We start from the raw sequence: 25737 nt of genomic DNA on the forward strand, positions 1-25737 counted from the left end.
GCGATGCCGTTCGGTCCTGGAGGGGCCCCTTACCGCCAGGGCAGTTTTGCCCCACCCCGCAAGACTTCTTCGACGTCTCGCGCTCCATGGGAGGGCGGGGCGCGTTCATATAAGTGACCGGCAGCCCCCGCAGGGGGATGTCGTATGGCACTTGGGTGCAAACGCCAACGCCGTTCAAGACGAACCAAAAACCCCACAAAACCCAGCCCTTGCTCCCAAAAGCCAATACCGCCAATACCACCAATACCGCCGACAAAACCATAAAAGAAAGGCCCCGCAAGGGGCCTTTCAAATGTACGGCTAGAAAACCGATGCAACTTACACAGTCACCGTATCCGCCACACCCTTGAAGTCCTCGATCTTGTCGAAGTTCAAGTACTTGTAGATCTGATCACCGTTGGTGGCCAGCACGCCCATGTCCGACATGTACTCTTCCTTGGTCGGGATGCGGCCAAGGCGCGAGCAGATCGCGGCCAGCTCGGCCGAACCCAGGTACACGTTGGTGTTCTTGCCCAGACGGTTCGGGAAGTTACGGGTGCTGGTCGACATCACCGTGGCACCTTCGCGCACTTGTGCCTGGTTACCCATGCACAGCGAGCAGCCCGGCATTTCGGTGCGGGCGCCAGCCGTGCCGAACACGCCGTAGTGGCCTTCCTCGGTCAGTTGCTTGGCGTCCATCTTGGTCGGCGGGGCAACCCACAGCTTGACGGGGATGTCGCGCTTGCCTTCGAGCAGCTTGGAGGCTGCGCGGAAGTGGCCGATGTTGGTCATGCACGAACCGATGAAGACTTCGTCGATCTTGGCGCCAGCCACTTCCGACAGGGTCTTGACGTCGTCCGGGTCGTTCGGGCAGGCCACGATGGGCTCATGCACGTCGGCCAGGTCGATCTCGATCACGGCGGCGTACTCGGCGTCCGCATCCGGCTCCAGCAGCTTGGGATCGGCCAGCCAGGCTTCCATGGCCTGGATGCGGCGCGACAGGCTGCGCGGGTCTTGGTAGCCTTCGGCGATCATCCACTTCAGCAGCGTGATGTTGCTGTTGATGTACTCGATGATCGGTTCCTTGTTCAGGCGCACCGAGCAACCGGCGGCCGAACGCTCGGCGGAAGCGTCGGACAGCTCGAACGCTTGCTCGACCTTCAGGTCGGGCAGGCCTTCGATTTCCAGGACGCGGCCCGAGAAGATGTTCTTCTTGCCTTGCTTGGCCACGGTCAGCAGGCCCGACTTGATGGCGTACAGCGGAATGGCGTTGACCAGGTCACGCAGGGTGACGCCAGGCTGCATCTTGCCCTTGAAGCGCACCAGCACSGATTCCGGCATGTCCAGCGGCATCACGCCGGTGGCAGCGGCGAACGCCACCAGGCCCGAGCCTGCCGGGAAGCTGATGCCGATCGGGAAGCGGGTGTGCGAGTCGCCGCCGGTGCCGACGGTGTCGGGCAGCAGCATGCGGTTCAGCCACGAGTGGATCACGCCATCGCCCGGGCGCAGCGAGATGCCGCCACGGGTGCTGATGAACTGCGGCAGCGTGTGATGGGTCTTGACGTCGACCGGCTTCGGATAAGCCGCGGTGTGGCAGAACGACTGCATCACCAGGTCGGCCGAGAAGCCCAGGCAAGCCAGGTCCTTGAGCTCATCGCGGGTCATCGGGCCGGTGGTGTCTTGCGAGCCCACCGAGGTCATCTTCGGTTCGCAGTAAGTGCCCGGGCGGATGCCCTTGCCTTCCGGCAGGCCGCAGGCGCGGCCAACCATCTTCTGGGCCAGCGTGAAACCGCGGCCAGTGTCGGCCGGGTTGTGCGGCAGGCGGAACAGCGTGGACGGGGCCAGGCCGAGCGCCTCGCGTGCCTTGGCGGTCAGGCCACGGCCAACGATCAGGGGAATGCGGCCGCCGGCGCGCACTTCGTCGAACAGCACGTCGGACTTGACGGTGAACTCGGCGATGACCTGGCCGTTCTTCAGGGCCTTGCCATCATAGGGACGCAGTTCGACCACGTCGCCCATTTCCATCTGCGACACGTCCAGCTCGATCGGCAGTGCGCCGGCGTCTTCCATGGTGTTGTAGAAGATCGGGGCAATCTTGCTGCCCAGGCACACGCCGCCGAAACGCTTGTTCGGCACGAAGGGAATGTCTTCGCCGGTGAACCACAACACCGAGTTGGTGGCGGACTTGCGCGAGGAACCGGTACCGACCACGTCGCCCACGTAGGCAACCAGGTTGCCCTTTTCCTTCAGCGATTCGATGAACTTGACCGGGCCGCGCTTGCCGTCTTCTTCCGGGGTGATGCCCGGGCGCGCATTCTTCAGCATGGCCAGCGCGTGCAGGGGGATGTCGGGGCGGGTGGTGGCGTCCGGCGCCGGCGAGAGGTCGTCGGTGTTGGTTTCGCCGGTGACCTTGAACACCGTCACGGTCAGGCTTTGCGGCACTTCCGGACGGCTGGTGAACCACTCGGCGTCGGCCCAGCTTTGCAGCACGGACTTGGCGATGGCGTTGCCCTTGTCGGCCTTTTCCTTGACGTCGTGGAAGGCGTCGAACATCAGCAGCGTCTTCTTGAGCGCTTCAGCGGCAACGGGACCAATCTCGGTGTCGTCCAGCAATTCGATCAGCGGGGAGATGTTGTAGCCGCCCAGCATGGTGCCCAGCAGCTCGGCTGCCTTGGCACGCGAGATCAGCTGGCAGGCTTCCTTGCCCAGCGCCACGGCGGCCAGGTACGAAGCCTTGACCTTGGCGGCGTCGTCCACGCCAGCCGGCACGCGATGCGTGATCAGGTCGACCAGGACTTGTTCCTCGCCAGCCGGCGGGGACTTCAGCAATTCGATCAACTCCGCAGTCTGCTTGGCGGTCAGCGGCAGAGGGGGGATGCCAAGCGCGGCGCGTTCGGCTACATGGGCGCGATAGTTTTCAAGCATGGGAACCTGCGGGGTGATAGGGTTATAAAAACCAGTTGTGCCGCGATTGTAAAATAAAGTGCCCCCTTGGGTCAAACGTCTTATATCTTATATAAGAGTTGAAAACAGAAAACCCAATCAAATCAAGGCCAGGCCGCATACAAGAGTTCCCCCGGCGCGATCAGGCCACCCGCCATCACTCCTGGCTCGGCGGCAGAAAAACCAGCTTCTCCTCCTCATACAGCCGGTAGATCATGTCCAGCATGGCGCTGATCTCCTCGGTCTCGTCGAGCCTGCGCATGCTCATGATGATGGGCGAGACCAGGTTGGGATCGTCCAGCTCCCGGTAGCTGATGTCGTCCCGCTTGAGGCCGTGCACGCTGCTCGGGACGATCGAGATACCCTCCCCGGCCGCCACCAGCCCCAGCGCGATCTGCAGCTCGCGCGCTTCATGGATGCGCCCGGGCTGCAAGGCCCGGTCGTGAAACGCTGCCAGCACCTGGTCGGCATAGCTTGGGCGGGGCGCCTTGGGAAAGATGATCAGGGTTTCGCCCAGCAGGTCGTGCAGGGCCAGCACGGGCTTGGCCAGCGAGAGCGGGTGCCCGACCGGCAGCGCCACGATCATCCGCTCCTCGCGCAGCACGACCCGGCGCACGTTCGGGTCCTCGTGCCGGATGCGGCCAAACCCCACGTCGATGGTGCCCTGCTTGAGCGCGGCGATCTGGTCCATGGTGGTCATCTCAACCAGGCTCAGCTCGATCTGCGGGTGCTCGGTGCGGAAGCGCCGGATGATCTTGGGCAGCATGCCGTACAGGGTCGATCCGACAAAGCCGAGCGACATCTTCCGCTCGATCTGCCCCACCCGCCGCGTCATCGACTCCAGTTCCGCGGCTTGCGCCAGCAACTGCTGGGCGTGCGCATAGAAAAAGCGCCCGGCCTCGGTCAGCTTGAGCGGGCGCGCGTTGCGCTCGAAGAGCTGCACCCCCAGGCCCTCTTCCAGTTGCTGGATCTGCCGGCTCAGCGGCGGCTGGGCGATATGCAGCCGTTCGGCCGCGCGGGTGAAGTTGAGCTCCTCCGCGACGGCAACAAAGTAACGTAAGTGACGCAAGTCCACGACTATACCTTTTGAGTATTCAGCCAATACTAAAACAGTGTTGGACCGCCGATTTTGGCACTCCTATCCTTCGCATCAGGCTGTGACAACGACTTTTTATACCTTTATGGCATTTTAGTTCGAATCACGCTGCCCTGGCGGAATGCCACTGCAAAGACGGACCCCACATAGAAAACCAGAGACAAGGAGCAGACAAATGACGCACCCGGAAATCGAAGCGCTGGTGAAAGCGTTCATCCTCGACACCGCCAACGGCAAGGCCGATGCGCGTGTGCAAAGCGTGGTGGTCCGCCTGACCACCGATCTCTTCAAGGCGATCGAAGACCTGGACCTGAGTGCCAGCGAAGTCTGGAAGGGGATCGAGTACTTCGCCGAGGCCGGCCCGGAACTTGGCCTGCTGGCCGCCGGCCTGGGCCTGGAGCGCTTCCTGGACATCCGCGCGGATGAAGCCGAGGCAAAGGCCGGTCTCGCCGGTGGCACGCCGCGCACCATCGAAGGCCCGCTGTATGTCGCCGGCGCGCCCGCGAGCGAAGGCTTCGCGCGGCTGGACGACGGCAGCGAAGATGGCCAGGGCGAAGTCCTGTTCATGCAGGGCACGGTGTTCGGCACCGACGGCAAGCCGCTGCCCGGCGCCGCGGTGGAGGTCTGGCATGCCAACCTGCTCGGCAACTACTCGTTCTTCGACAAGACGCAGTCCGACTTCAACCTGCGCCGCACCATCACCACCGATAGCGAGGGCCGCTACCAGTTCCGCAGCATCGTGCCGATGGGCTATGGCTGCCCGCCGCAGGGCACCACGCAGCGGCTGCTGGACCTGCTGGGCCGCCATGGCCGGCGCCCCGCGCACATCCACTTCTTCGTGTCCGCAGCCGGCCATCGCAAGCTGACCACCCAGATCAACATCGACGGCGACGAATACCTGTGGGACGACTTTGCCTTTGCCAGCCGCGAGGGCCTGGTGCCAGCGATCAGGCACATCGAGTCCCCGCGGGCACTGGCCGAGCACGGCCTGGACAAGCCGTTTGCCTCCATCGATTTCGATTTCCGCCTGTACGCCGATTGCGCGGCAGCGCCGGCACCGGAAGTGGAGCGCACGCGCGCCGCCGCGTAAGCCCCGGCGCCTGAGGCATCTCAGGCGCCTCCGACAGCATCAGCAACGACGCAGCAACATCAGGGCCGCCCTGAGGATCCCTCACGGCCCGGCGCATCCGCCACGGATGCAGGAGACACCTCATGATCCCCATTTACCCGGACCACAGCCCGGCCCTGAAGCGCCTGGACGACTACCTGGTGGAAGACCGCGAGACCGGCGACCACCGCCTGCATCGCAGCGCCTTCACCGACGAGGCCCTGTTCGAACTCGAGATGAAGCACATCTTCGAGGGCAACTGGATCTACCTGGCGCACGAAAGCCAGATCCCCGGCAACAACGATTACTACACCACCTACATCGGCCGCCAGCCGATCGTGATCGCACGCAACCGCCAGGGCGAACTCAACGCGCTGATCAACGCCTGTACCCATCGCGGCGCCATGCTGTGCCGCCACAAGCGCGGCAACAAGGCGACCTACACCTGCCCGTTCCATGGCTGGACCTTCAACAACAGCGGCAAGCTGCTCAAGGTCAAGGATCCGGAAGGTGCCGGCTACCCCGATTGCTTCAACAAGGAAGGCTCGCACGACCTGAAGAAGGTGGCGCGCTTCGAGAACTATCGCGGCTTCCTGTTCGGCAGCCTGAACCCGGACGTCGCACCGCTCAAGGATTTCCTGGGCGAGGCGGCCAAGATCATCGACATGATCGTGGACCAGTCCGCCGACGGCCTGGAAGTGCTGCGTGGCGCGTCCACCTATACCTTCGAGGGCAACTGGAAGCTGCAAACCGAGAACGGCGCCGACGGCTACCACGTCTCCGCCGTGCACTGGAACTACGCTGCCACCACCAATCACCGCAAGCAGGAAAACGCCCGCGAGGACAAGATCCGGGCCATGGATGCGGGCAACTGGGGCCGGCAAGGCGGAGGTTTCTACGCGTTTGACCACGGCCACATGCTGTTGTGGTCACGCTGGGCCAACCCGGAAGACCGGCCGAACTTCAACCGGCGTGATGAATTCGCCGAGCGCTGCGGTGCCGAGACGGCGGACTGGATGATCCAGAACTCGCGCAACCTGTGCCTGTACCCCAACGTCTACCTGATGGACCAGTTCGGCTCGCAGATCCGCGTGCTGCGCCCGCTGTCGGTTGGCAAGACCGAAGTCACCATCTACTGCATCGCGCCCAAGGGCGAAGCCGACGACGCGCGCGCGCGCCGCATCCGCCAGTACGAGGACTTCTTCAACGTCAGCGGCATGGCCACGCCCGACGACCTGGAAGAATTCCGCGCCTGCCAGCAAGGCTATGCCGGCAGCGCGGTGGCATGGAACGACATGTGCCGCGGCGCCACGCACTGGGTGGAAGGCGCCGACGAGGCCGCCCGCAAGATTGGCCTCAAGCCGTTGATGAGCGGCGTCAAGACCGAGGACGAAGGCCTGTACACGGTGCAGCACCGCTACTGGCTGGACGTGATGAAGCAGGCCACGGGTGCCGAAGCCAGCAAGATCAGCAGCGTCGGGAGCGAAGCATGAGCACGACCGCAGCTACCGCACCTACCGCACCCATCGGCCTTGCCGAGATCCAGGCCTTCCTCTACCGCGAAAGCCGCCTGCTTGACGACGAACAGTGGGATGAATGGCTGGCCTGCTATCACCCGGATGCCGCGTTCTGGATGCCGTCCTGGGACGATGACGACACCCTGGTGACCGATCCGCAGCGCGAGATCTCGCTGATCTACTACCCGAACCGCCAAGGCCTGGAGGACCGCGTGTTCCGCATCAAGACCGAGCGCTCCAGCGCCACCATGCCGGACACGCGCACCAGCCACAACCTCAGCAACGTCGAACTGGAGCGCCAGGAAGGCAACGTCTGCACGGTGCGTTTCAACTGGCACACGCTGAGCCACCGCTACAAGACCAACTACTGCTACTTCGGCATGTCGCGCTACGTCATCGACTTTGCCGGCGGGCGAGCGCAGATCCTGGACAAGTATGTCGTGCTCAAGAACGACTACATCAACCAGGTCATCGACATCTATCACATCTGAGCCGACGCGCCGGAGGAACCACGCCATGGAATACAACATCGCTCTGCAGTTTGAAGACGGCGTTACCCGCTTCATCACCTGCGCCGCCAACGAAACCCTGTCCGACGCCGCCTACCGCCAGCAGATCAATATCCCGCTGGACTGCCGCGACGGCGCCTGCGGCACCTGCCGCGGCTTGTGCGAATCCGGCGAGTACGACCTGCCGGCGTCGAGCTATATCGAGGACGCGCTGACGCCCGAGGAAGCGGCCAAGGGCTACGTGCTGGCCTGCCAGACCCGCCCGCGCTCCGATTGCGTGATCAAGGTGCCGGCCTCGTCGGCCGCCTGCAAGACCGGCGTGACCAGCTACCAGGGCAAGCTGGCGGCGGTGGACAAGCTGTCGGACTCCACCATCGGGTTCTCGATCGACCTCGGCGATACCGCTGCCCCGACCTTCCTGGCGGGACAGTATGTGAACGTGGAGATTCCGGGTACCGGCCTGACCCGTTCGTACTCGTTCAGTTCCGCCCCCGGCGCCGCGCGCACTTCGTTCGTGGTGCGCAACGTGCCCAACGGCCGCATGAGCGAGTTCCTGAGCAAGCAGGCGCTGCCCGGCCAGCCCATTTCCTTCGCCGGCCCCTATGGCAGCTTCTACCTGCGCGAAGTGGCCCGCCCGGTGCTGTTCCTGGCGGGCGGCACCGGCATCGCACCCTTCCTGTCCATGCTGGACGTGCTGGCCGCGAACGGCAGCCCGCATCCGATCCGCCTGGTGTACGGCGTGACGCATGAGATCGACCTGGTGGCCCTGGAACAGCTAGACGAAGCCAAGCGCAAGCTCGCCGGCTTCGAGTACCGCACCTGCGTGCTCGATCCGGTCAGCAGCGAAACCCGCAAGGGCTATGTCACGCAGCACGTGGAGCCGGACTGGCTCAACGGCGGCGATGTCGACATCTACCTGTGCGGCCCCGTTGCCATGGTGGACGCGGTGCGCGCCTGGCTGCAGGACGCCGGGGTGACGCCGGCCAGCTTCCACTACGAAAAATTCTCGGCCAGCAACGCTGCCTGACCCACCGTCCACGGATCACAGACATCACAGACAAGCCATGAACAACAACGCGCGCTTTAGCGGAAAAATCGCCGTGGTAACCGGCGCGGCGCAGGGGATTGGACGCGGCGTGGCGCTCGCCGCCGCGGCCGAGGGTGCCAGCCTGGTGCTGGTCGACCGCTCGGCACTGGTGCATGAGGTCGCCGCGCAAATCCTCGCGAACGGCGGCCAGGCACTGGCTGTGGAAGCCGACCTGGAGACCTATGCCGGCGCCTGCCTGATGACCAGCGCGGCGCTGGAGGCACATGGCCGCATCGATGTCCTCGTCAATAACGTGGGTGGCACTATCTGGGCCAAACCCTACCAGGAATACGAGGAAGCGCAGGTCGAGGCCGAGATCCGCCGCTCGCTGTTTCCCACCCTGTGGTGCTGCCGCGCCGTGCTGCCCGGCATGATCGCGCGCAAGCAGGGCGTGATCGTCAATGTCTCGTCCATCGCCACACGCAGCATCTACCGCGTGCCCTACGCAGCCGCCAAGGGCGGCGTCAACGCCCTGACCGCCAGCCTCGCCTTCGAGCACGCGCAGGACGGCATCCGCGTCAATGCGATCGCCACCGGGGGCACCGAAGCGCCGCCGCGCAAAGTGCCCCGCAACACGGCGGAGCAGACCCCGCGGGAAGCCGCGTGGTACCAGGGCATCGTCGACCAGACCATGGCATCCAGCCTGATGCACCGCTACGGCACCATCGATGAACAGGTGCGCGCGATTCTGTTTTTGGCGTCCGACGAGGCCTCTTACATCACCGGCACAGTGCTGCCCGTCGGCGGCGGCGACCTCGGCTGAGCCGCGGCGACGCCGGCTCGCGCCCTCCCCGATAGCCACCGCACGCGCTTCCAGCGGACTAACGCTTCGCATGTTCGTGTTTTTTCTTCCCGAAGCAGCTGGAGGCGGCGTTGTCGGGGCGACGCCCTGGATGGTGAGGCGCACAACGTATTGCCCACCTCCGGAATATGCCTTTAAGAGCATATTCCTGTACCGCCCCGGACGCGTAACGCCACACGCGAATGGGTTGACCCGGGTATGCGGATATCGCGGTCCGCAGCCGGCTCGCACGGCTCACCAGGCACGGCGTGGCGCCAGCCCCAGCTGGCACGCCGTTCTCCGCTCCGTCCCGGCGGCAGATTAAATCCGTAATCCAATCAATCACTTAGCAACGCGGCGCGACAAGCGGCGGCGCCATCGCCCGCGCCGACCCCACGCCCATGGCAGCCACCTGCGCCTGCCTGCCGCCATCTCGCCAACCTGGCAAATCATCGCGGTTTCCTGGTCCGTCACCCGCTATCCGGTACCCAGCGCGGCTTTTAGTCAAACATCCACTCAAGTTCCGTGCCCGTCATTCGTTAACCCCTGTAAGACCATCCGCGTAGCTCGGATGACAAGACCTGTTCGGCTCAAAGGGCCAAGCTGAGCGGGTTTCACCCTTTTTTTCGGCCCTTTGCTTGCCGGTCATTCCCTCAAGAATGGCAAGGCATTCCGATACAGGCATCTCATGGCGAATACGCTCACTTCTTCCCAGGCTGACGGCAACACGAGCAAGCGCGGGCGACTGCTGCTGGTGCTCGGCGTCGTGCTCGTCGCGGCGCTGGGTGCCGGGGGCTTTTTTCTGGGCAACATCCTGAGTAACCGCCAACCGGCCGCGCCTGCCGCTCCGGTTGTACCGCCGCCGATTTTTGTGCCGTTGGAAGCATTTACCGTCAATCTGAAGAGCGATGACGGCGACCGCTTCCTGCATACCGGTTTGTCGCTCAAGGTGGCGGACGCGAAGGACCAGGCGCGCATCACCGAGTACCTGCCGGAAGTCCGCAGCCGCATCTTGCTGCTGCTGTCGGCCAAGCAACCGCCCGATCTGGCGACGGTGGACGGCAAGCGCAAGCTGGCCCAGGAAATCAAGAGTGTCATCAGCCAGCCGTTCGCGCCCAACCTGCCCAAGCAGCAGATCCTGGACGTCCTATTTACTTCCTTCGTGGTGCAGTAAGCGCTTTGCCCTGCCCCACCAGCAACTCCGATATGAATGCGTCCTTGTTTTCCTTGCCTGTCTCACAGCGCGCGCGCCAACGCCAGCGCGCGGGCTGATCGGTACATGGTCGCTTTCATTCATCACGGCACTCAAGGGGCAGGACACTAGATGGCCTACGACAAGTTTCTCTCGCAGGACGAGGTAGACGAACTACTGAAAGGCGTGTCAGGCGAGACCGATACGCCCGAGGTCGCCGCGCCGGTCTCCGAGGATGGCGTGCGCCCGTACAACCTGGCCACGCAAGAGCGCATCGTGCGCGGCCGGCTGCACACGCTCGAAATCATCAACGAGCGCTTTGCCCGCCAGCTTCGGACCCAGCTGTTCAACTTCATCCGCCGCGGCGCCGACATCTCGGTTGGCTCGGTGCGGATCGAGAAGTACGGCGACTTCGTGCGCAACCTGCCGGTGCCGACCAACCTGAACCTGGTGCACATGAAGCCGCTGCGCGGCACGTCGCTGTTCGTGTTCGACCCCAACCTGGTGTTCCTGGTGGTCGACAACCTGTTCGGTGGCGACGGGCGCTTCCACACCCGTGTGGAAGGCCGCGACTTTACCCAGACCGAGCAGCGTATCATCCGGCGCCTGCTGGACCTTGCGCTCAACAGCTACGGCCAGGCCTGGAATGCCGTGCATCCCATCGAGCTGGAATATGTCCGCTCGGAAATGCACACGAAGTTTGCCAACATCGCCATGCTCAGCGAGGTGGTGGTGACCACCGCCTTCCATATCGAGCTTGGCGCGGTGGGTGGCCAGCTGCACGTCTGCTTCCCGTACTCGATGATCGAGCCGGTGCGCGACCTGCTGATGAACCCGCTGCAGGACGAGGTTGAAGTAGACAAGCGCTGGATCTCCCAGCTGTCGCAGCAGATTCGCTCGGCGGAGGTGGATCTGGTGGCCGAATTTGCCCACGTGGAAAGCACCGTAGCCGAAGTGCTGGCGCTGCGCGTCGGCGACGTACTCCCCATCGAGCTGCCCGAGCAGGTCTTCGGCAAGGTCGATGGCGTACCCGTGCTGCAGGCCGGCTTTGGCACCATGAACGGCCAGTATGCGTTGCGGGTAGAACGGATGATCAATCACCAAGAAATCGATTCCAACAAGGAAACCGACCATGACTGACGGCAAAGACGACAAGCCGGCCGACCCGATGGACGACTGGGCCAGCGCCCTGGCGGAGCAGACCAGCGCCGAGGATATCGCCGCTGCCGCCGCGCCTGCCCAGGCTGTCGCCGCCACGCCAGCCACAGCCACACCAGCCGCCTCCAAGGTCTTCCAGCCGCTGGAGAAGGAAACACCGAGCGGCTTCCACAACGATATCGAGATGATTCTCGATATCCCGGTCCAGCTCACGGTAGAGCTTGGTCGCACCAAGGTGCCGATCAAGACGCTGCTGCAGCTGGCCCAGGGCTCGGTGGTGGAGCTCGACGGCCTGGCCGGCGAGCCGATGGATGTGCTGGTCAACGGCTACCTGATCGCCCAGGGCGAGGTCGTCGTGGTGAACGATAAGTTCGGCATCCGCCTGACCGACATCATCACGCCGTCCGAACGCATCCGGAAGCTCAACCGATGAAAGCCGGCCTGCGCCGGACCGCCAACGCTGCGCTTGCCGCCGGCGTGGGCCTGGCGCATGCGGCGAGCGCGTACGCGCAAGCCAGTGCCGCGGTGGCCAGCCCCGCCGGTACCGGCACGATCGCCAGCAACGCCGGGGCCGGCAGCCATGTCCCGGTCAGCAGCGCAACGGGGCTGGCGCAAGCTGGCCTCGGCCTGTTCGCCGTCATCGCCCTGATCCTGTTGCTGGCCTGGCTGGCGCGCCGCGCCGGCCTGGTCCGGCACGGCCAGGGCGGCCAGATGAAGGTAGTAGGCAGCACCATGCTCGGCGCCCGCCAGCGCCTGGTGATGGTGGAAGTGGGCGACACCTGCCTGGTGCTGGGCGTGAGCGCCGGCGAGATTCGCACGCTCCACACGTTGCCCGCGCAAGCCGCGCACAAGCCGGACCACCCCTCCGGCAGCACGGCAACCCCGGGCTCGGCCGGCAGCTTTGGACAAAAGCTGCTGCGCGCCATGCAAGACAACCTGAAGTCATGAATTTCCTGCCTGACGCCTCCCGGCGCACTTTGCAACACCACCTGCAACGCCATCTCCGGTCCGTGCGCGAATGCGCCAGCCAACCCTCCCGGCTTGCGCTTGCGGCATTGCTGGTGAGCGCCTGCCTTGCGCTGGTGCTGTTGCCCGCCATGGCCCAGGCGCAGGCATTGCCCGGCCTGACCAGCAAAGCCGGCCCGGGCGGCAGCCAGACCTGGTCGCTGTCGGTGCAGACGCTGGTCCTGCTCACCTCGCTGTCGTTCCTGCCCGCGGCCATGCTGATGATGACGGGCTTCACCCGCATCATCATCGTGCTGGGGCTGCTGCGCAATGCGCTGGGCACGGCCAGTTCCCCGCCCAACCAGGTGCTGGTGGGGCTGTCGCTGTTCCTGACCTTCTTTGTCATGTCGCCGGTGTTCGACCGCATCTACACCGACGCCTACAAGCCGCTGTCCGAGAACAAGCTCAGCCTGGAAGACGCCGCCGCCAAGGCCGCCGCGCCGCTCAAGACCTTCATGCTCAAGCAGACCCGCGAGAAGGACCTGGCGCTGTTTGCCCAGATGGCCAAGGTGCCCGAGATGCAGGGCCCCGAAGACGTGCAGATGCACATCCTGGTGCCCGCCTTTGTCACCAGCGAGCTCAAGACCGCGTTCCAGATCGGCTTTACCGTCTTCATCCCCTTCCTGATCATCGACCTGGTGGTAGCCAGCGTGCTGATGGCGATGGGCATGATGATGGTGCCGCCGGCCACCATCGCGCTGCCATTCAAGCTGATGCTGTTCGTGCTGGTGGACGGTTGGCAATTGCTGCTGGGCTCGCTGGCGCAGAGCTTCCTGAACTGATCACGGGGCGCTAGCCCCACCCAAGGCCTTCGCCATGACGCCGGAAACCGTAATGAGCATCGCCACCCAGGCGATGAAAATGACCCTGATGCTGTCCGCGCCGCTACTGCTGGTGGCGCTGGTGGCCGGCCTGGTGGTCAGCCTGTTCCAGGCCGCCACGCAGATCAATGAAATGACGCTGTCCTTCATCCCCAAGCTGCTGGCCCTGTTCGCCACCATGGTGCTGGCCGGCCCGTGGATGATCAACACCTTTGTCGACTACATGCGCGAAGTGTTCCAGGGCATTCCCGCCCTGGTGCATTGAGTCTGATGCGTCCGATAAGCCTGGCGTCGCACCTGGCTGCGCTGGGCGACATCTAACGCCGCAATAGCTGCAACAGCCGTATCCGCCGCAACAGCCGCCGTGCTCTCCGTCACCTCCGCCCAGCTCTACGCCTGGATCGCCGCCTTCCTCTGGCCCTTGTTCCGCCTGCTGGCCCTGATCGGCACCGCCCCGCTGTTTGGCGAGTCGACCATCCCGAGACGCGCCAAGGTTGGCCTGGCGGCCATGATGGCGGTGATCATCTCGCCCACCATCGACCACCTGCCGCTGGTGCCGGTGTACTCGCTGGAAGGCTTCCTGATCATCCTCAACGAGGTCGGCATCGGGCTGGCAATGGGCTTCAGCATGCGGCTGGTGTTCTCCGCTGTGCAATTCGCCGGCGAAACCATCGGCCTGCAGATGGGCCTGTCGTTCGCCTCCTTCTACGACCGCTCCTCCGGCGGCCAGACCATGGTGCTGGCGCGCTTTCTCAACGTGGTCGCCATGCTGATGTTCCTGGCCATGGACGGCCACCTGCTGCTGCTGGCCACCATCGCCGATAGCTTCGCCAGCCTGCCCATCGCCGCTCAGCCCCTCACCGGCGCCGGCTGGGCAGCAGTGGCCGCCTCCGGCGCCACCGTGTTCTCCTCGGGGATGCTGCTGGCCCTGCCGCTGATCGCCGCGCTGCTCACGCTCAACCTCGCCATGGGCATCCTGAACCGCGCATCTCCCCAACTGTCGATCTTCGCGGTCGGCTTCCCGGTCACGCTGGGCGGCGGCATCCTGATGATGATGCTGATCATGCCGCAGATGAGCACCTTCATGGCGCGGCTGATCGAGGGCGGGTTGAGTACGGTGGCGACGGTGTTGGGGCAGTTTGGGCGGTGAGGGTCAGGTCTCGGCAGACCCGCCCCCTCACGCAACCACCACCCGCGTACACCCGTCCACCGCTTCAAACCCGATATCCACCGGCAGGAACTTGGCAATCACTTCTGCATTGCTGCGCACGTGATTGGTCACTTCGTCCACGGTGAAGCTGCCGCCGCCCGCCAGGGCCATTGGCAGCAGGAGCTGGTCGGCCAGGTGCGGGCCGACCGCACCCTTGCCGGCCAGGTAGGTGCTGGCCTGGCGGCACGCGGCGGCGGCCACGCTTTCCGCGGAGCGGCCCTTCTCGCCGAACTCGCAGAAGACCTCGGTCACGTGCTCGTGCGGCAGCGTCAGCAGCACGGCGTTGCCGGGGCCTTCCTCGTGGCGCAGGCCACCCACGTGCAACTGGCTGGCGTCCCATCCCATCTGCTCGCCAACGAGGTCGAGCTCGCGGCGAGCTACGTGGAACGGGACGCCGGCGATCAGCACACGCGCATCGGGCTTGCCGGATGCGCCACGCGCGTCCAGCGCCAGCGGGCGCCAGGCCGCGCCCGAGCGTCCGCTTACTGTCAGCTCACCGCCGCCGGCGGGATAGAAGCCGTGGCGGCGCAGCGCGAGCTCGGCAGGCGCGCCCATGCGGGCCATCAGCGGCAGCCAGGCGTCGCGCAGGAAGGTGGCTGAGGGCGCCATGGGGTTGTGGGTGCCGCCGGACAGGGTGAGCGTGAAGCCGTCGTCGCCTGCGGCGGACCACAGCGCCGGCAGCAGGGTCTGCAGCACCAGCGTGCAACTGCCGGCGGAGCCGATGGCAAAGTCGTAGTTGCCGGCGCGCACGGGCCCCGGCTCGAATGTCAGCGCTGTCGAACCGATCGCCGCACCTTCGGTGCGCGCGCCGCTGATGGCCTGCGCCGCCACCACGGCGGTCAGGTGCTGGCGCATCAGCCCGGGCTTGCTGCGCCGGGCGCGCACGTTGGCGATATGCACGGGCGTGCCGGTCACCATGGCAAGCGACAGCGCGGTGCGCAGGATCTGGCCCCCGCCCTCGCCGTAGGAACCGTCGATTTCAATCATCACGGAAAACTCTTCTGTTCTTGTTGTTATGCCAGCGCCGCCAGGGACAGGTTCGTCCCCGGCGGCGGCAGTTGCTGCCTTCAGCCCTTCACGCACACCACCTGCTTGAGCGTGTGGACGATCTCGACCAGGTCGGACTGCGCCGCCATCACCGCGTCGATGTCCTTGTAGGCCATCGGGATCTCGTCGATGACTTCGGCATCCTTGCGGCACTCGACGCCTTGCGTGGCCAGTCGCTGGTCTTCCACCGAAAACTGGCGCTTGGCTTCGGCGCGGCTCATGGTGCGGCCCGCGCCGTGGCTGCAGGAGCAGAACGATTCCGCATTGCCCTTGCCACGCACGATGTAGGAGCGCGCGCCCATCGAGCCCGGGATGATGCCAAGCTCGCCGGCCTTGGCGCTGACCGCACCCTTGCGGGTGACCAGCACGTCTTCGCCGAAGTGGCGCTCCTTCTGCACATAGTTGTGGTGGCAGTTCACCGCCTCCATCTCCGTGGCAAAAGGCTTGCCGATCACGGCGCGCGCGGCGTCCAGCACGTTGGCCATCATCGTCTCGCGGTTGCGGCGCGCGTACTGCTGCGCCCACTCCACCGCGAACACGTAGTCTTCATAGTGACTGCTGCCTTCCACCAGGTAGGCCAGGTCGCGGTCGGGCAGGTTGATGAAGTGCCGGCGCATATCCGCTTGCGCCAGCTCGATAAAGGTGTTGCCGATGGCATTGCCCACCCCGCGCGAGCCCGAGTGCAGCATGAACCAGACAGACTGGCTCTCATCCAGGCAGACCTCGATAAAGTGGTTGCCGGTACCCAGCGTGCCCAGGTGGTTGCGGTTGTTGGTGCGCGCCAGCTTCGGGTACTTCTGCGTGACGCGCTCGAAGCCACCTGCCAGCGCGGCCCAACTCGCGTCCACCGCATCCGGCACCTCGCCCCAGGCGCCCTTGTCGCGCCCGCTGCGGTTATTGGAGCGGCCGTGCGGCACGGCCTTCTCGATGGCGCTGCGCAGCGGGCCGAGGCTATCGGGCAGGTCGCTGGCGGTTAGCGTGGTCTTGACGGCGATCATGCCGCAGCCGATGTCCACGCCCACCGCCGCCGGGATGATGGCGCCGCGCGTGGGGATCACCGAGCCGATGGTGGAACCCTTGCCCAGGTGTACATCCGGCATCACGGCCAGATGCTTGAAGATGAACGGCATCTGTGCGGTGTTGGCGAGCTGCGCGCGCGCGCCGTCATCGACGGGCACGCCATGGGTCCACATCTTGACCGGGCGGCCGGTGCCGGACTGGAATACGTCGTAATTCTCCTTGCTCATGTCTTCATCTCTCTTTGCCTTGCGGCGGGACTACGCTGGCGTTGGCCAGCAAGATACCAAATAAGGTGGACGGCTAATGGTTGTGGAACCGGCACTCTAATCGTAGGGCAATGCGGCATCGCCACGACAAGGATCGGCAGGATTTACGCTGCATATGCCGCAGCGGCCGGAATTGAACCGGCAATCACCAGATGTAATCCTGGCCAGCATTCGTGGCGAGTCCGCATACCGCAGGCGCCACGCGCGGCGGCTGGGGTATGCTGGCTCGGGGGCGGTAACCAGCGACAAGGGATAGGACAGACAAGCCTCGGATGTAGTCTGCCCGGCATTCGCCAGTCACCGCCGAACTTCACAACTTCACAACTTCACAACCTCATAACTTCACAACGCCGTGGCCGAGATCTCGCCCACCCAGTGGCCGGCCTGCAGCTGCCCGGCGGCGAAGGCGGCGACGATCTGGAACACCGAGTCGGAGAAGCCCCCGATGTTCAGGATGTCGTCGCGATCCGGTGCCTGGCTGGACACGTAGGGCTGCATATCCAGGCACACCAGCCGCGCCTTGGGATTGCGCTGCCTGAAACGCTCCCACTCCCGCAACGTGGCCGTTTCGCCATGGCGTGCATCCATCCACGACTGGTTGTCCGACACCAGCATGACCACGTCGGCACACACGCGGCGATGGTTCAGCCACGCCAGCGGCGCGCTGCAGTTGGTGCCACCCGCGCCGATCGCCGCCATCTTCTGCGCGTTGGTCATCACCGTGTCGCGCGGGTTCAGCGTCAGCTTCACCACTTCCTCCTTGAACGGCAGCACCATCGTGTCCGGCTGCTTGCGCAGGAAGGTTGCAGCGACCAGCGCCGCGGCGTCCACGCAGCGCACCGCGCTGCTCGACCCCGCCCGGTAGCCCGTCACCGGCGAGTGCATGGAGCCCGACACATCAGGACAAACCACCATGCGGCCCGCCACCGGCGGCACATTGGCCAGCGCCAGTTCCAGCGCATCCTGCAAGGCCTCGCGCACGCCCGCCGGCATGTCTTCCCCGGCGGCGTGGTACGCGGCCAGCAACTGGTACGGAAACACCCGGGCCCGCGCAATGGCATCGGCCTGCCGCAGCTTTGCCGCGATCTCGTCCGCCATGCCCGGCAGGGCAAACACGCCGTGGCGCGCAAAGGTGTTCAGGTTCATGCGCACCATCTGCCAGCCGCCATGGCGTGCCACCTCGGCCCAGGCCTGGGTATCCAGGTCCAGCGACGCCAGCATCTGGAACGGCACAGCCGGCACCGGTGCCTGCCGCCCTTCGGCCCGCGCCAGCTTGTAGGCCTCCAGGGCCTGCGTCACCGGCGGCAGCGCAGACACGTCATACGGCTTGCCGATCAGCCGGGCAAAGAAGGCGGCACGCCAGGCTTGCGCCGGCTTCGGGTGCACCATCTTCACCACATCGGCCAGCGACGGGCTGGTACCCACCGATGCCGACAGCAGCGCACGCTCATCGGCCGTGTTGAGCCATTGCTGCACTAGCTTCTTGGGCCGCGTGCCCAGCGACTTTCGGCCCGCCGCGCCGCTGCGCAGGATCTGCACAAAGGTGCGCAGCATCTTGCCGTTGTCGATCACGCGGCCGAACACCGCCGGCAGGTACTGCGGGCCCTGCACGGTCAATGCGGCCAACAGCAGGGCCGGCATGTCCTTCATATAGCCGCGCTCGCGGCAATACACGGCGGCCTTGGCGATAAAGGCCGGATCCACGTCCTCGCACAGCGCCATCACGGCGTCGAGCTGCGCTTCGGCGCTGGCATAGAAGGTGCCGTTCAGGCAGCCCGTTGCCGCGTACTGCGCCAGGCGATGTTCGCGTCCCAGGGCATAGGCAGCGCCGCCCGCCTCGTTGATCGCGTCTGCCGGTGGCAGGAAGCGGCCACGCAGGCTTTGGAACAGATTGGTATTTGCCATTTGCATTCTCCGCTGGAGACAAGGTTGCGTCGGATTCGATGGTCTCTATTTCGCAATCGGCGTGCCAGGGGCTGCAGGCAAGCATCAACAAATATACAACCCTATGATTCAAAACGATTTTTATTGAATTTCGCCAGGAAATGCGCCAGTCTCCAGCTTGTTATCCCCGCCTAATATCTATATATTTATCTAGTTTTCTATAAATACAAAGAACATGAAAAAGGTCGTCATCGGCTTCATCGGCACGCAGCTCGACCGGGGCAAAGGCTCCGCGCGCTGGGAAAAATGGCGGCCCAGTGTGGCGCTGTGCCAGCACGAAGACCTGCTGCTGGATCGCTTCGAGCTGCTTTATACCGGCCGCCACCGGGCGCTGGCCGAGCAGGTCGCAGCCGACATCGCCAAGGTCTCGCCGCAGACGGAGGTCAGGCTGAACCTGCTGGCGCTGGAGGATCCCTGGGATTTCAGCGAGGTCTATGCTTCGCTGCATGAGTTCACGCGCGGCTACCGCTTCGATACGGAGCGCGAGCAGTACTGGGTACACATCACCACCGGCACCCACGTGGCGCAGATCTGCCTGTTCCTGCTGACCGAGGCGCGCTACCTGCCGGCCTGCCTGTTGCAGACCTCGCCGCCCTTGCGGCAGGCCAGCGGCCAGCCGGGCCACTACGCCGCCATCGATCTCGACCTGTCCCGCTACGACCAGCTGGCCGCGCGCTTCTCGCGCGAGCAGCAGGATGCGGTGTCGTTGCTCAAATCCGGCATTGCCACCCGCAACGCCGCCTTCAACCAGATGATCGACGAGATCGAGCGCGTGGTGCTGCGCTCGCGCGCGCCGGTGCTGCTGACCGGCCCGACCGGCGCCGGCAAGTCGTTCCTGGCGCGGCGCGTGTTCGAGCTGAAGAAGGGCCGCCACCAGCTCAGCGGCGGCTTTGTGGAAGTGAACTGCGCCACCATCCGCGGCGACGGCGCCATGTCGGCGCTGTTCGGCCACGTCAAGGGTGCATTTACCGGCGCGCAGGGCGAGCGCACGGGCTGGCTGCGCTCGGCCCATCAGGGCTTGCTGTTCCTGGATGAGATTGGCGAGCTGGGGCTGGACGAGCAGGCGATGCTGTTGAAAGCCATCGAGGAGAAGCGCTTCTTTCCGGTAGGCGGCGACAAGGAAGTGCAGAGCGATTTCCAGCTGATCGCCGGCACCAACCGGGACCTGCGCGCCGAGGTGCGCGCCGGGCGCTTTCGCGAGGACCTGTTTGCCCGCATCAACTTGTGGACCTACCGGCTGCCGGGGCTGGCCGAGCGCCCGGAGGACGTGGAGCCCAACCTGGACTACGAGCTCGTGCGCCAGGCGCGCGAGCTCGGCAGCCAGGTGCGCTTCAACAAGGAAGCGCGCCAGGCCTGGCTGGATTTTGCCGTATCGCCGCAGGCCTGCTGGCGCGGCAACTTCCGCGACCTCGCCGCGTCGGTGACGCGCATGATGACGCTGGCCGACAGCGGCCGCATCGATACCAGCGTCGTGGACGCGGAAATCGCGCGGCTGAACGACTCGTGGCAGGACGGCGCCCAGCAGGCGGTGGCGCAGGGCCAGGCGCTGGCCATCCTGGATCCCGCCGTGCTGGCCGCCACGGACCCGTTCGACCTGGTGCAGCTCGACTATGTGCTGGGCGTGTGCCGCCGAAGCAAGAGCCGGGCCGAGGCCGGGCGCACGCTGTTTGCCGTATCGCGGCTGGGCAAGAGCAGCAGCAACGACAGCGACCGGCTGGCCAAGTACCTCGGCAAATTCGGCCTGACCTTCGCCGCCGCGAGCCAGTCCTAGCTGAGCGCCTCGACCGCGATCCGCGCGGCGGAGGCCAGCACGTCGTTGCGATAGGCGGCGTCCTTGCCGGGTTGCATGAAATAGATGGCCAGCACGATGGGCGGTTTTCCGGGCGGCCATGCCACACCGATGTCGTTGGCCGTGCCGTAGTCGCCGGAGCCCGTCTTGTCCGCCACCTGCCAGTCCGCCGGCACGCCGGCGCGGATCCGCGTGGCGCCGGTGGTATTGCCGCGCATCCATGCCACCAGCTGTTCGCGCTCTGCCACGCCCAGCGCATCGCCCAGCGCGAGCCGTTGCAGGCTAGCCGCCATGGCCGCGGGAGTCGACGTATCGCGCGGGTCGCCAGGCAGTGCGGTGTTGAGCTCGGTCTCCCAGCGGTCGAGCCGGAACTGGTCGTCGCCGATCGCACGGGCAAACGCGGTCACGGCGGCGGGGCCGCCAAGCAGCTTCATCAGCAGGTTGGCGGCCGTGTTGTCGCTGTACTGAAGGGCGGCCGCGCACAGTTCGGCTACCGTCATGCCGTCACCAACGTGCTTCTCGGTGATCGGCGAATAGGCAACCAGTTCGTCCTTCTTGTAGGCAATGCGCCGTTGCAGCAGCCCGTCCTGCGTTGCGCTGCGCTGCAGGACGGCGGACGCGGCGATCACCTTGAATGTGCTGCACAGCGCAAAGCGTTCGTTTGCGCGGTGACTGAGCCGCGCGCCGCTGGCGGTGTTCAGCGCGGCGATGCCAAGGCGCCCGCCTGCTGCGGATTCGAGCGCGGCCAGGCGGTCTTGCGCCGCGGCGCGCCCTTCGGTCCTGCCGGCCCACGGCGTACAGGCGGCGGCGAAGGGGGCCGTCGCGGCGGCGAGCAGCAGTGTGCGGCGAACGGGGCAATGTGTCATCGGTCCTTTCCTGTGATTGAGCGGCTGCATCAGAGCGATCCCAACAGTCCCGGCAACGCCTGCATGAAGGCATCGCGCGCGCGCAATCCTGCGCTGACAGGCTCCTTCTTCTCATCCTGGATCATGCGCGCAAAGACGACGTTCCGGCCGTCCTTCGCCGCCCAGCCGACAAACCATCCATAGCCGTGGCTCCAGTCCTCGGCGCCATTGGCCAGGCGCGGGGCGCCGGTGCCCGTCTTGCCGTAAACGGCCCATCCGTTTGGCAACTCGCCGAGCGCCATGATCCGGCTTGTCATGTCATAGGCATGCGCGGTCACGGGCAATTTGCGATTGACCACCTTTTGCAGGAAAGCGACCTGCTCCAGCGGCGAGATCTTCAGCGACGAGCTAAGCCACGAGTGCGTCAGCCCGTTGTGCTTGCCGGGGTCGCCGGAGACGTCGCCGTTGCCGTACTGGAACGCACGGATGTACCGCGCGAAGCGCGCCTGACCAAGCTGTTGCGTCAACTGCTGCGAGTACCACACGACCGAGGTCTTCATCCAGCTCTGCGGGTCCGTGGTGACGCGCTTGGCCGGGTTGCTCTCGCGATACGCCTCGCGATACGGCATGGCTGGCGCGTGCTCATCCGCCAGCAGTCCCGCGTCGAAGCCCATCAGGCTGAGCGGGACCTTGAATGTCGATGCCGCGGTCACGCGCTGGTCGCAGGTGCCCTCTTGTTTAAGCAGCTTGCCGCTACTGGCATCCGCCAGGACCGTGCACGTCAGCTCGGCACGGGCGGTTGAGAAAGACAGCGCCGCGCAAAGCGCGGCAAAAATGGCGATTGGCTTCAAGATGATCTCCGTGATTTCCATGAGCGCGATCGATTTGGCTGGCCAGGCCGGCGCACGAAGCGGAGCATAGGAGCGCGGCGGCATGACGCCAAGCCCGCTGGCTGTAACCTGCGTAACATGGCATCCTCAGCGCGCACGCTGATGGCACAATTCCCATACGTCCCGCTAGAAGGTGCCGCTAGGAGGTGCCGCTAGCGAGTGCCGCTAGCAAGTGCCGCCGCAAAGTCCCGTTTCAACGTCCCGCACACAACAGTCCCGCATGCGCCAGCCCGCCCTTGCCATCGAGCTATCCGCTCCCTACCTCGTCAACGGCGAGCCCGCACGCTACCAGAGCCTGTGGCTGCTCGCCGCCGTCTGCGCGGCCGCGCGCGACCGCGGGGGCAGCCTGCCGGCGGCGCATTTGCAAACCCGCTTCCCCGAGGCCGCCAATATCCGCATGATGGTCTCACGCGCCTTTGCCGACTTCGCACGCTGGGGCGTGCCGGTGGGCTGGGGACCGGACCGGGGCCGGGGCATCGCGGGCCTCAATCCGGCGCGCCGCAGCCGCGGGCCGTTCTGGATCGAACCGGCGGCGGGCAAGCGCGTGCGCTTCACCGTCGATGGCCGCAGCGCTGGCGATGCGGCATTGGCGCGCTTTGTGGGGCTGGGCACTGCCGCCGCGAAGCACGCCGCCCGCCAGGGGGACGAGGCCCACCCCGCGGTCGACTATGTGATGCGCGACATCAGCTACTGGAGCCACCTCACGCAAGCCATGCGCGGCATGCAGGACGGCGTGGGCGTTGCCGGCGTTGCGGGTGGTGGTGCCAGCAATGGGGTAGCGGACGCCCTGCGCGCCGCGCAGCGTTGCGCCACCGACGATTTCCAGCACGCCTTCGCGCTGCTCAAGGAGAGCCTGGCCTGGCGCCGCGGCGACGACCTTGCGCGCAGCCGCGCGGCGCTCCAGCGCTTTGATCGCATCGTGGGCACCGGCACCGTGGACACGGCCTTACCCACCTTCGCCGCCATGGCGCGCGTGGTGCGGGCCTGGGAGCGCTATGCGTGCAACCAGATGGAGGCGGCGCAGGCAGAACTGGAAGGCCTTGCCGCCGACCCGGCGCTGCAGCCCGTGGTGCGCTACAACCCGCGCGTGCGCTTCGAGACCCTTAACCTCGGGGCGCTGATCCACAAGACGGTGGCGATCCGCGACATGGCAACGCAGCCAGAGGCGGCGCGGCAAGCGGCCGAAGCGGCCGTGGCAGGCTTCTCCGGCGCCCTGCAGGCAGCCTATGAGGCGGACTCGGTGGATGCCGCGCAGCACGTGGCGGCCAACCTTGGCCTTTGCCTGTGGCTGTTCTGGAACCACGCGCTGATCGATCCCCGGCGCGCGTGGCCCGCGGGCCAGGTGCAGCGCCAGGCCGTGCGCTGGCTGGGCTTGTCGGAATGGATCTGCGACCGCTTTGGCGTGGGCGGCGGCTCGGCGTGGAACATCATCTTCCTGCTGCGCATTGCGCGCGGCAACTGCGCGCAGGACGGTGGCGGGGCGCTCAAGGCGTTTCGCGCGCAACAGCCGCTGCTGCTGGATGAAGCGGTGGACGCGCTGCGCCCCTTCCACGCGCCCTTTGCCCGGGCCAAGGGCTTTATCAGCTGGTCGTCGCTGGCCAGCTTTGCGCTCGACGAGCACGACACCGGCCACGTGCATTACGGCGCCCTGCCGCTCGCCAACCTGCTGCTGGAAGCGAGCTGGTTCCACGCCTTCGAGCATGGCGCCACGCCTGCCGCGTTTGCCAYGGTGGAGCGCCTGGCCGGGCTGCTCGGCAAGCTGCGCCCGGCGGAGCGCCGCTTCTTCATCTCAGCCATCACCGCACTGCCACGCGAGCTGCAATTGGCCGCCACCGAAGCCATCCGGGCCGCACCACGCCCTGCCCGCAAGGCAAAAAACACGCCACGCCGGACAGGCTGACACATAACATTCATCGCGCCGAAACATCCCATCCGTATATTTCCGCCTCGCAATCAGGGATAACAGGGAGATATAAGAATGGATAACCACAGCACCAACCGGCAAGCCGGTCCCGCCATGCGCGTGGGCGCTTGCGCCATCCTCGCCATGCTGGCTGCGGCCGCCGTGCTGCACGGCTGCGGCAGCGACAGCACGGACGCGGCGCCAGCCGCCGCCGCGCCGGTCACGCTGTCCGGCGATGCAGCCAGCGCCAGCGCCAACATCCAGGCCGCGTGGGTCGAGATCGGCGACAGCAACCAGGCCATCGCTCGCGTCATCACCAACTATGCGGCGCCAACCGCCGCCGCAGGCAGCGCGTTGCCCTCGAACGCCCTTTGCCCGCTGCTGACGGTGGACGGCGTGCAGCAACGCATGGCGCTGCGGGTCGGCGCCGGCACGATGGCGCAGCGCACCACGGCCAGCGCCGCGGCTGACTCCAAACCGTCGGATTTCCCGGTCTCCGTATGCGAGGCCACGCTGCCGGCCGGCGCCGCCGCCGCCAGCGTGGCAGGCCAGACGCTGCCGCTGCCCAAGGCCCAGCCGCAACGCGTGCTGGTGCTGGCCGACACCGGCTGCCGCCTGAAGAAGGCGGATAACGCCTACCAGCCTTGCAGCGACGGCACCGCCTGGCCGTTTGCCGCGCTGGCCACCACCGCCGCCGGCATGAACCCGGACCTGGTGCTGCATATCGGCGACTACCACTACCGCGAAAACCTCTGCCCGCCCGACATCGCCGGCTGCCAGGGCACGCCGTGGGGCTATGGCTGGGATACGTGGCAGGCCGATCTCTTCAAGCCCGCCGCGGCACTGATGGCCAAGGCGCCGTGGGTGGTCGTGCGCGGCAACCATGAGGAATGCGCGCGTGCCGGCCAGGGCTGGTTCCGCTTCCTCGATCCGCGCCCGTACTCGGATGCGCGCTCCTGCAACGACCCCGCCAACGACAGCAACGCGAACTACTCGGATCCCTATGCCGTTGCGCTGGGTACCGGCTCGCAGGTCATCGTGTTCGACTCGGCCAAGGCCGGCAAGGCCGCCCTGCCGACCACTGACCCGCAGTTCATCGCCTACCAGAAGCAGTTCCAGACGGTGGGCTGGCTGGCAGCCAAGCCAGGCATGACCACAACCATATTCACCAACCACCATCCGATCCTGGCCTTTGCGCCGGTGGCGGGCAGCAACCCGGCGCCGGGCAACCTCGCCCTGCAGTCGGTCATGAGCAACGCCAACGCCCAGGCCTACTACCCGCCCGGCGTACAAGTGGCGCTGCACGGCCACGTGCATGACTTCCAGGCCATCAACTTTGCCTCCAGCCACCCGGCCACCATCGTGTCCGGCAACGGCGGCGACAACCTGGACGTAGCGCTGCCCGATCCGCTGCCGCCCGGCACGATTCCCGCGCCTGGCACCGTGATCGACAAGATCACGCACAGCGCAAGCTTTGGCTTCGTGATGATGGAGCGCAACGCGTCGCCCGCCTCCGGCTGGACCTTCAAGGCATACAGCGTGGCCGGCAAGCTGATGGCGACCTGCGTGCAAACCTCCAATACGCTGGCTTGCGACAAGACCGGCTTCCTGGCGCCGTGACCGGGGC

General features: G+C 65.8%; 22 protein-coding genes. 15 read left to right on the forward strand and 7 right to left on the reverse strand.

Annotated elements, in window-relative coordinates:
- Positions 1 to 318: 318 nt before the first annotated feature.
- Together acnB and AB4061_RS27705 are read right to left on the reverse strand one after the other, a co-directional pair.
- Complete coding sequence (acnB, locus tag AB4061_RS27700) at positions 319 to 2904, reverse strand: bifunctional aconitate hydratase 2/2-methylisocitrate dehydratase (RefSeq protein ID WP_441639453.1); 2586 nt, start codon at positions 2902 to 2904, stop codon at positions 319 to 321.
- A 175-nt stretch (positions 2905 to 3079) separates the two neighbouring features.
- Entirely contained in the window at positions 3080 to 3997 is a 918-nt protein-coding gene (locus tag AB4061_RS27705) for a LysR family transcriptional regulator (RefSeq protein WP_441639454.1), read from the reverse strand.
- A 196-nt stretch (positions 3998 to 4193) separates the two neighbouring features.
- Here AB4061_RS27705 and catA point away from each other — a divergent pair, with 196 nt between their 5' ends.
- The 12 genes from catA to fliR all read left to right on the forward strand — a co-directional run bounded on the left by catA (position 4194) and on the right by fliR (position 14346).
- On the forward strand, positions 4194 to 5108 hold the full coding sequence (gene catA, locus AB4061_RS27710; protein ID WP_441639455.1) for a catechol 1,2-dioxygenase: 915 nt from the start codon (positions 4194 to 4196) through the stop codon (positions 5106 to 5108).
- Between the two features lie 122 nt (positions 5109 to 5230).
- The gene (benA, locus tag AB4061_RS27715) at positions 5231 to 6619 is read left to right on the forward strand and encodes a benzoate 1,2-dioxygenase large subunit (RefSeq protein WP_441639456.1); all 1389 of its coding nucleotides are present in this window, start codon (positions 5231 to 5233) and stop codon (positions 6617 to 6619) included.
- On the forward strand, positions 6616 to 7134 hold the full coding sequence (benB, locus tag AB4061_RS27720) for a benzoate 1,2-dioxygenase small subunit (protein ID WP_441639457.1): 519 nt from the start codon (positions 6616 to 6618) through the stop codon (positions 7132 to 7134). The genes benA and benB overlap by 4 nt, the downstream gene beginning before the upstream one ends.
- Positions 7135 to 7159: 25 nt before the next feature.
- Positions 7160 to 8179: a benzoate 1,2-dioxygenase electron transfer component BenC gene (benC, locus tag AB4061_RS27725; protein ID WP_441639458.1), complete on the forward strand. Its 1020-nt coding sequence runs from the start codon at positions 7160 to 7162 to the stop codon at positions 8177 to 8179.
- 37 nt (positions 8180 to 8216) lie between these two features.
- On the forward strand, positions 8217 to 9002 hold the full coding sequence (locus tag AB4061_RS27730; protein ID WP_441639459.1) for a 1,6-dihydroxycyclohexa-2,4-diene-1-carboxylate dehydrogenase: 786 nt from the start codon (positions 8217 to 8219) through the stop codon (positions 9000 to 9002).
- A gap of 706 nt (positions 9003 to 9708) precedes the next feature.
- A complete protein-coding gene (gene fliL / locus AB4061_RS27735; RefSeq protein ID WP_441639460.1) occupies positions 9709 to 10194 on the forward strand; it encodes a flagellar basal body-associated protein FliL in 486 nt (161 codons plus the stop codon).
- A gap of 150 nt (positions 10195 to 10344) precedes the next feature.
- Positions 10345 to 11352 carry a flagellar motor switch protein FliM gene (fliM, locus tag AB4061_RS27740; protein ID WP_150990478.1) on the forward strand — a complete coding sequence of 336 codons (1008 nt, stop codon included), beginning with the start codon at positions 10345 to 10347 and terminating at the stop codon, positions 11350 to 11352.
- Positions 11345 to 11803, forward strand: coding sequence for a flagellar motor switch protein FliN (gene fliN / locus AB4061_RS27745; RefSeq protein WP_150990476.1), 459 nt, complete (start codon positions 11345 to 11347; stop codon positions 11801 to 11803). The genes fliM and fliN overlap by 8 nt, the downstream gene beginning before the upstream one ends.
- The gene (gene fliO / locus AB4061_RS27750) at positions 11800 to 12318 is read left to right on the forward strand and encodes a flagellar biosynthetic protein FliO (RefSeq protein WP_441639461.1); all 519 of its coding nucleotides are present in this window, start codon (positions 11800 to 11802) and stop codon (positions 12316 to 12318) included. The genes fliN and fliO overlap by 4 nt, the downstream gene beginning before the upstream one ends.
- Positions 12319 to 12467: 149 nt before the next feature.
- Positions 12468 to 13157, forward strand: a complete 690-nt coding sequence (gene fliP, locus AB4061_RS27755; protein ID WP_174425299.1) for a flagellar type III secretion system pore protein FliP — start codon at positions 12468 to 12470, stop codon at positions 13155 to 13157.
- 34 nt (positions 13158 to 13191) lie between these two features.
- A complete protein-coding gene (gene fliQ / locus AB4061_RS27760; RefSeq protein WP_043353410.1) occupies positions 13192 to 13461 on the forward strand; it encodes a flagellar biosynthesis protein FliQ in 270 nt (89 codons plus the stop codon).
- A gap of 99 nt (positions 13462 to 13560) precedes the next feature.
- Entirely contained in the window at positions 13561 to 14346 is a 786-nt protein-coding gene (gene fliR, locus AB4061_RS27765; RefSeq protein ID WP_441639462.1) for a flagellar biosynthetic protein FliR, read from the forward strand.
- A 27-nt stretch (positions 14347 to 14373) separates the two neighbouring features.
- Here fliR and rtcA read toward each other — a convergent pair whose 3' ends face one another.
- The 3 genes from rtcA to AB4061_RS27780 all read right to left on the reverse strand — a co-directional run bounded on the left by rtcA (position 14374) and on the right by AB4061_RS27780 (position 18644).
- Entirely contained in the window at positions 14374 to 15393 is a 1020-nt protein-coding gene (gene rtcA, locus AB4061_RS27770; RefSeq protein WP_441639463.1) for an RNA 3'-terminal phosphate cyclase, read from the reverse strand.
- 80 nt (positions 15394 to 15473) lie between these two features.
- Positions 15474 to 16700 carry an RtcB family protein gene (locus AB4061_RS27775; RefSeq protein WP_441639464.1) on the reverse strand — a complete coding sequence of 409 codons (1227 nt, stop codon included), beginning with the start codon at positions 16698 to 16700 and terminating at the stop codon, positions 15474 to 15476.
- A gap of 381 nt (positions 16701 to 17081) precedes the next feature.
- A complete protein-coding gene (locus AB4061_RS27780; RefSeq protein WP_441639465.1) occupies positions 17082 to 18644 on the reverse strand; it encodes an RNA-binding protein in 1563 nt (520 codons plus the stop codon).
- Between the two features lie 214 nt (positions 18645 to 18858).
- On the opposite strand from AB4061_RS27780, the gene rtcR reads away from it, so the two are divergent.
- Complete coding sequence (rtcR, locus tag AB4061_RS27785) at positions 18859 to 20454, forward strand: RNA repair transcriptional activator RtcR (RefSeq protein ID WP_441639466.1); 1596 nt, start codon at positions 18859 to 18861, stop codon at positions 20452 to 20454.
- On the opposite strand, the gene bla is transcribed toward rtcR, so the two are convergent.
- Complete coding sequence (gene bla / locus AB4061_RS27790; RefSeq protein WP_441639467.1) at positions 20451 to 21338, reverse strand: class A beta-lactamase; 888 nt, start codon at positions 21336 to 21338, stop codon at positions 20451 to 20453. The genes rtcR and bla overlap by 4 nt on opposite strands.
- Before the next feature lie 29 nt (positions 21339 to 21367).
- Positions 21368 to 22189 (reverse strand): class D beta-lactamase, encoded by an 822-nt coding sequence (gene blaOXA / locus AB4061_RS27795; protein ID WP_441639468.1) that lies wholly within the window; start codon positions 22187 to 22189, stop codon positions 21368 to 21370.
- Positions 22190 to 22427: 238 nt separating this feature from the next.
- Here blaOXA and AB4061_RS27800 point away from each other — a divergent pair, with 238 nt between their 5' ends.
- Positions 22428 to 24107 (forward strand): hypothetical protein, encoded by a 1680-nt coding sequence (locus tag AB4061_RS27800; RefSeq protein ID WP_441639469.1) that lies wholly within the window; start codon positions 22428 to 22430, stop codon positions 24105 to 24107.
- 117 nt (positions 24108 to 24224) lie between these two features.
- Positions 24225 to 25730 carry a metallophosphoesterase family protein gene (locus AB4061_RS27805; RefSeq protein ID WP_441639508.1) on the forward strand — a complete coding sequence of 502 codons (1506 nt, stop codon included), beginning with the start codon at positions 24225 to 24227 and terminating at the stop codon, positions 25728 to 25730.
- Positions 25731 to 25737: the final 7 nt, after the last annotated feature.

Origin of the sequence: Cupriavidus sp. YAF13 (assembly GCF_052113425.1) — a bacterium.
GTDB lineage: Bacteria > Pseudomonadota > Gammaproteobacteria > Burkholderiales > Burkholderiaceae > Cupriavidus.

Bases quoted from the DNA above. Each gene is read 5' to 3' on its own strand.
- bla (WP_441639467.1), bottom strand. From the start codon at position 21,338: ATGACACATTGCCCCGTTCGCCGCACACTGCTGCTCGCCGCCGCGACG.
- AB4061_RS27805 (WP_441639508.1), top strand. From the start codon at position 24,225: ATGCGCGTGGGCGCTTGCGCCATCCTCGCCATGCTGGCTGCGGCCGCC.
- blaOXA (WP_441639468.1), bottom strand. From the start codon at position 22,189: ATGGAAATCACGGAGATCATCTTGAAGCCAATCGCCATTTTTGCCGCG.
- fliQ (WP_043353410.1), top strand. From the start codon at position 13,192: ATGACGCCGGAAACCGTAATGAGCATCGCCACCCAGGCGATGAAAATG.
- rtcA (WP_441639463.1), bottom strand. From the start codon at position 15,393: ATGATTGAAATCGACGGTTCCTACGGCGAGGGCGGGGGCCAGATCCTG.
- AB4061_RS27730 (WP_441639459.1), top strand. From the start codon at position 8,217: ATGAACAACAACGCGCGCTTTAGCGGAAAAATCGCCGTGGTAACCGGC.
- benB (WP_441639457.1), top strand. From the start codon at position 6,616: ATGAGCACGACCGCAGCTACCGCACCTACCGCACCCATCGGCCTTGCC.
- catA (WP_441639455.1), top strand. From the start codon at position 4,194: ATGACGCACCCGGAAATCGAAGCGCTGGTGAAAGCGTTCATCCTCGAC.
- fliO (WP_441639461.1), top strand. From the start codon at position 11,800: ATGAAAGCCGGCCTGCGCCGGACCGCCAACGCTGCGCTTGCCGCCGGC.
- benA (WP_441639456.1), top strand. From the start codon at position 5,231: ATGATCCCCATTTACCCGGACCACAGCCCGGCCCTGAAGCGCCTGGAC.
- benC (WP_441639458.1), top strand. From the start codon at position 7,160: ATGGAATACAACATCGCTCTGCAGTTTGAAGACGGCGTTACCCGCTTC.
- AB4061_RS27775 (WP_441639464.1), bottom strand. From the start codon at position 16,700: ATGAGCAAGGAGAATTACGACGTATTCCAGTCCGGCACCGGCCGCCCG.
- AB4061_RS27780 (WP_441639465.1), bottom strand. From the start codon at position 18,644: ATGGCAAATACCAATCTGTTCCAAAGCCTGCGTGGCCGCTTCCTGCCA.
- fliM (WP_150990478.1), top strand. From the start codon at position 10,345: ATGGCCTACGACAAGTTTCTCTCGCAGGACGAGGTAGACGAACTACTG.
- fliL (WP_441639460.1), top strand. From the start codon at position 9,709: ATGGCGAATACGCTCACTTCTTCCCAGGCTGACGGCAACACGAGCAAG.
- fliN (WP_150990476.1), top strand. From the start codon at position 11,345: ATGACTGACGGCAAAGACGACAAGCCGGCCGACCCGATGGACGACTGG.
- rtcR (WP_441639466.1), top strand. From the start codon at position 18,859: ATGAAAAAGGTCGTCATCGGCTTCATCGGCACGCAGCTCGACCGGGGC.
- fliP (WP_174425299.1), top strand. From the start codon at position 12,468: ATGGCCCAGGCGCAGGCATTGCCCGGCCTGACCAGCAAAGCCGGCCCG.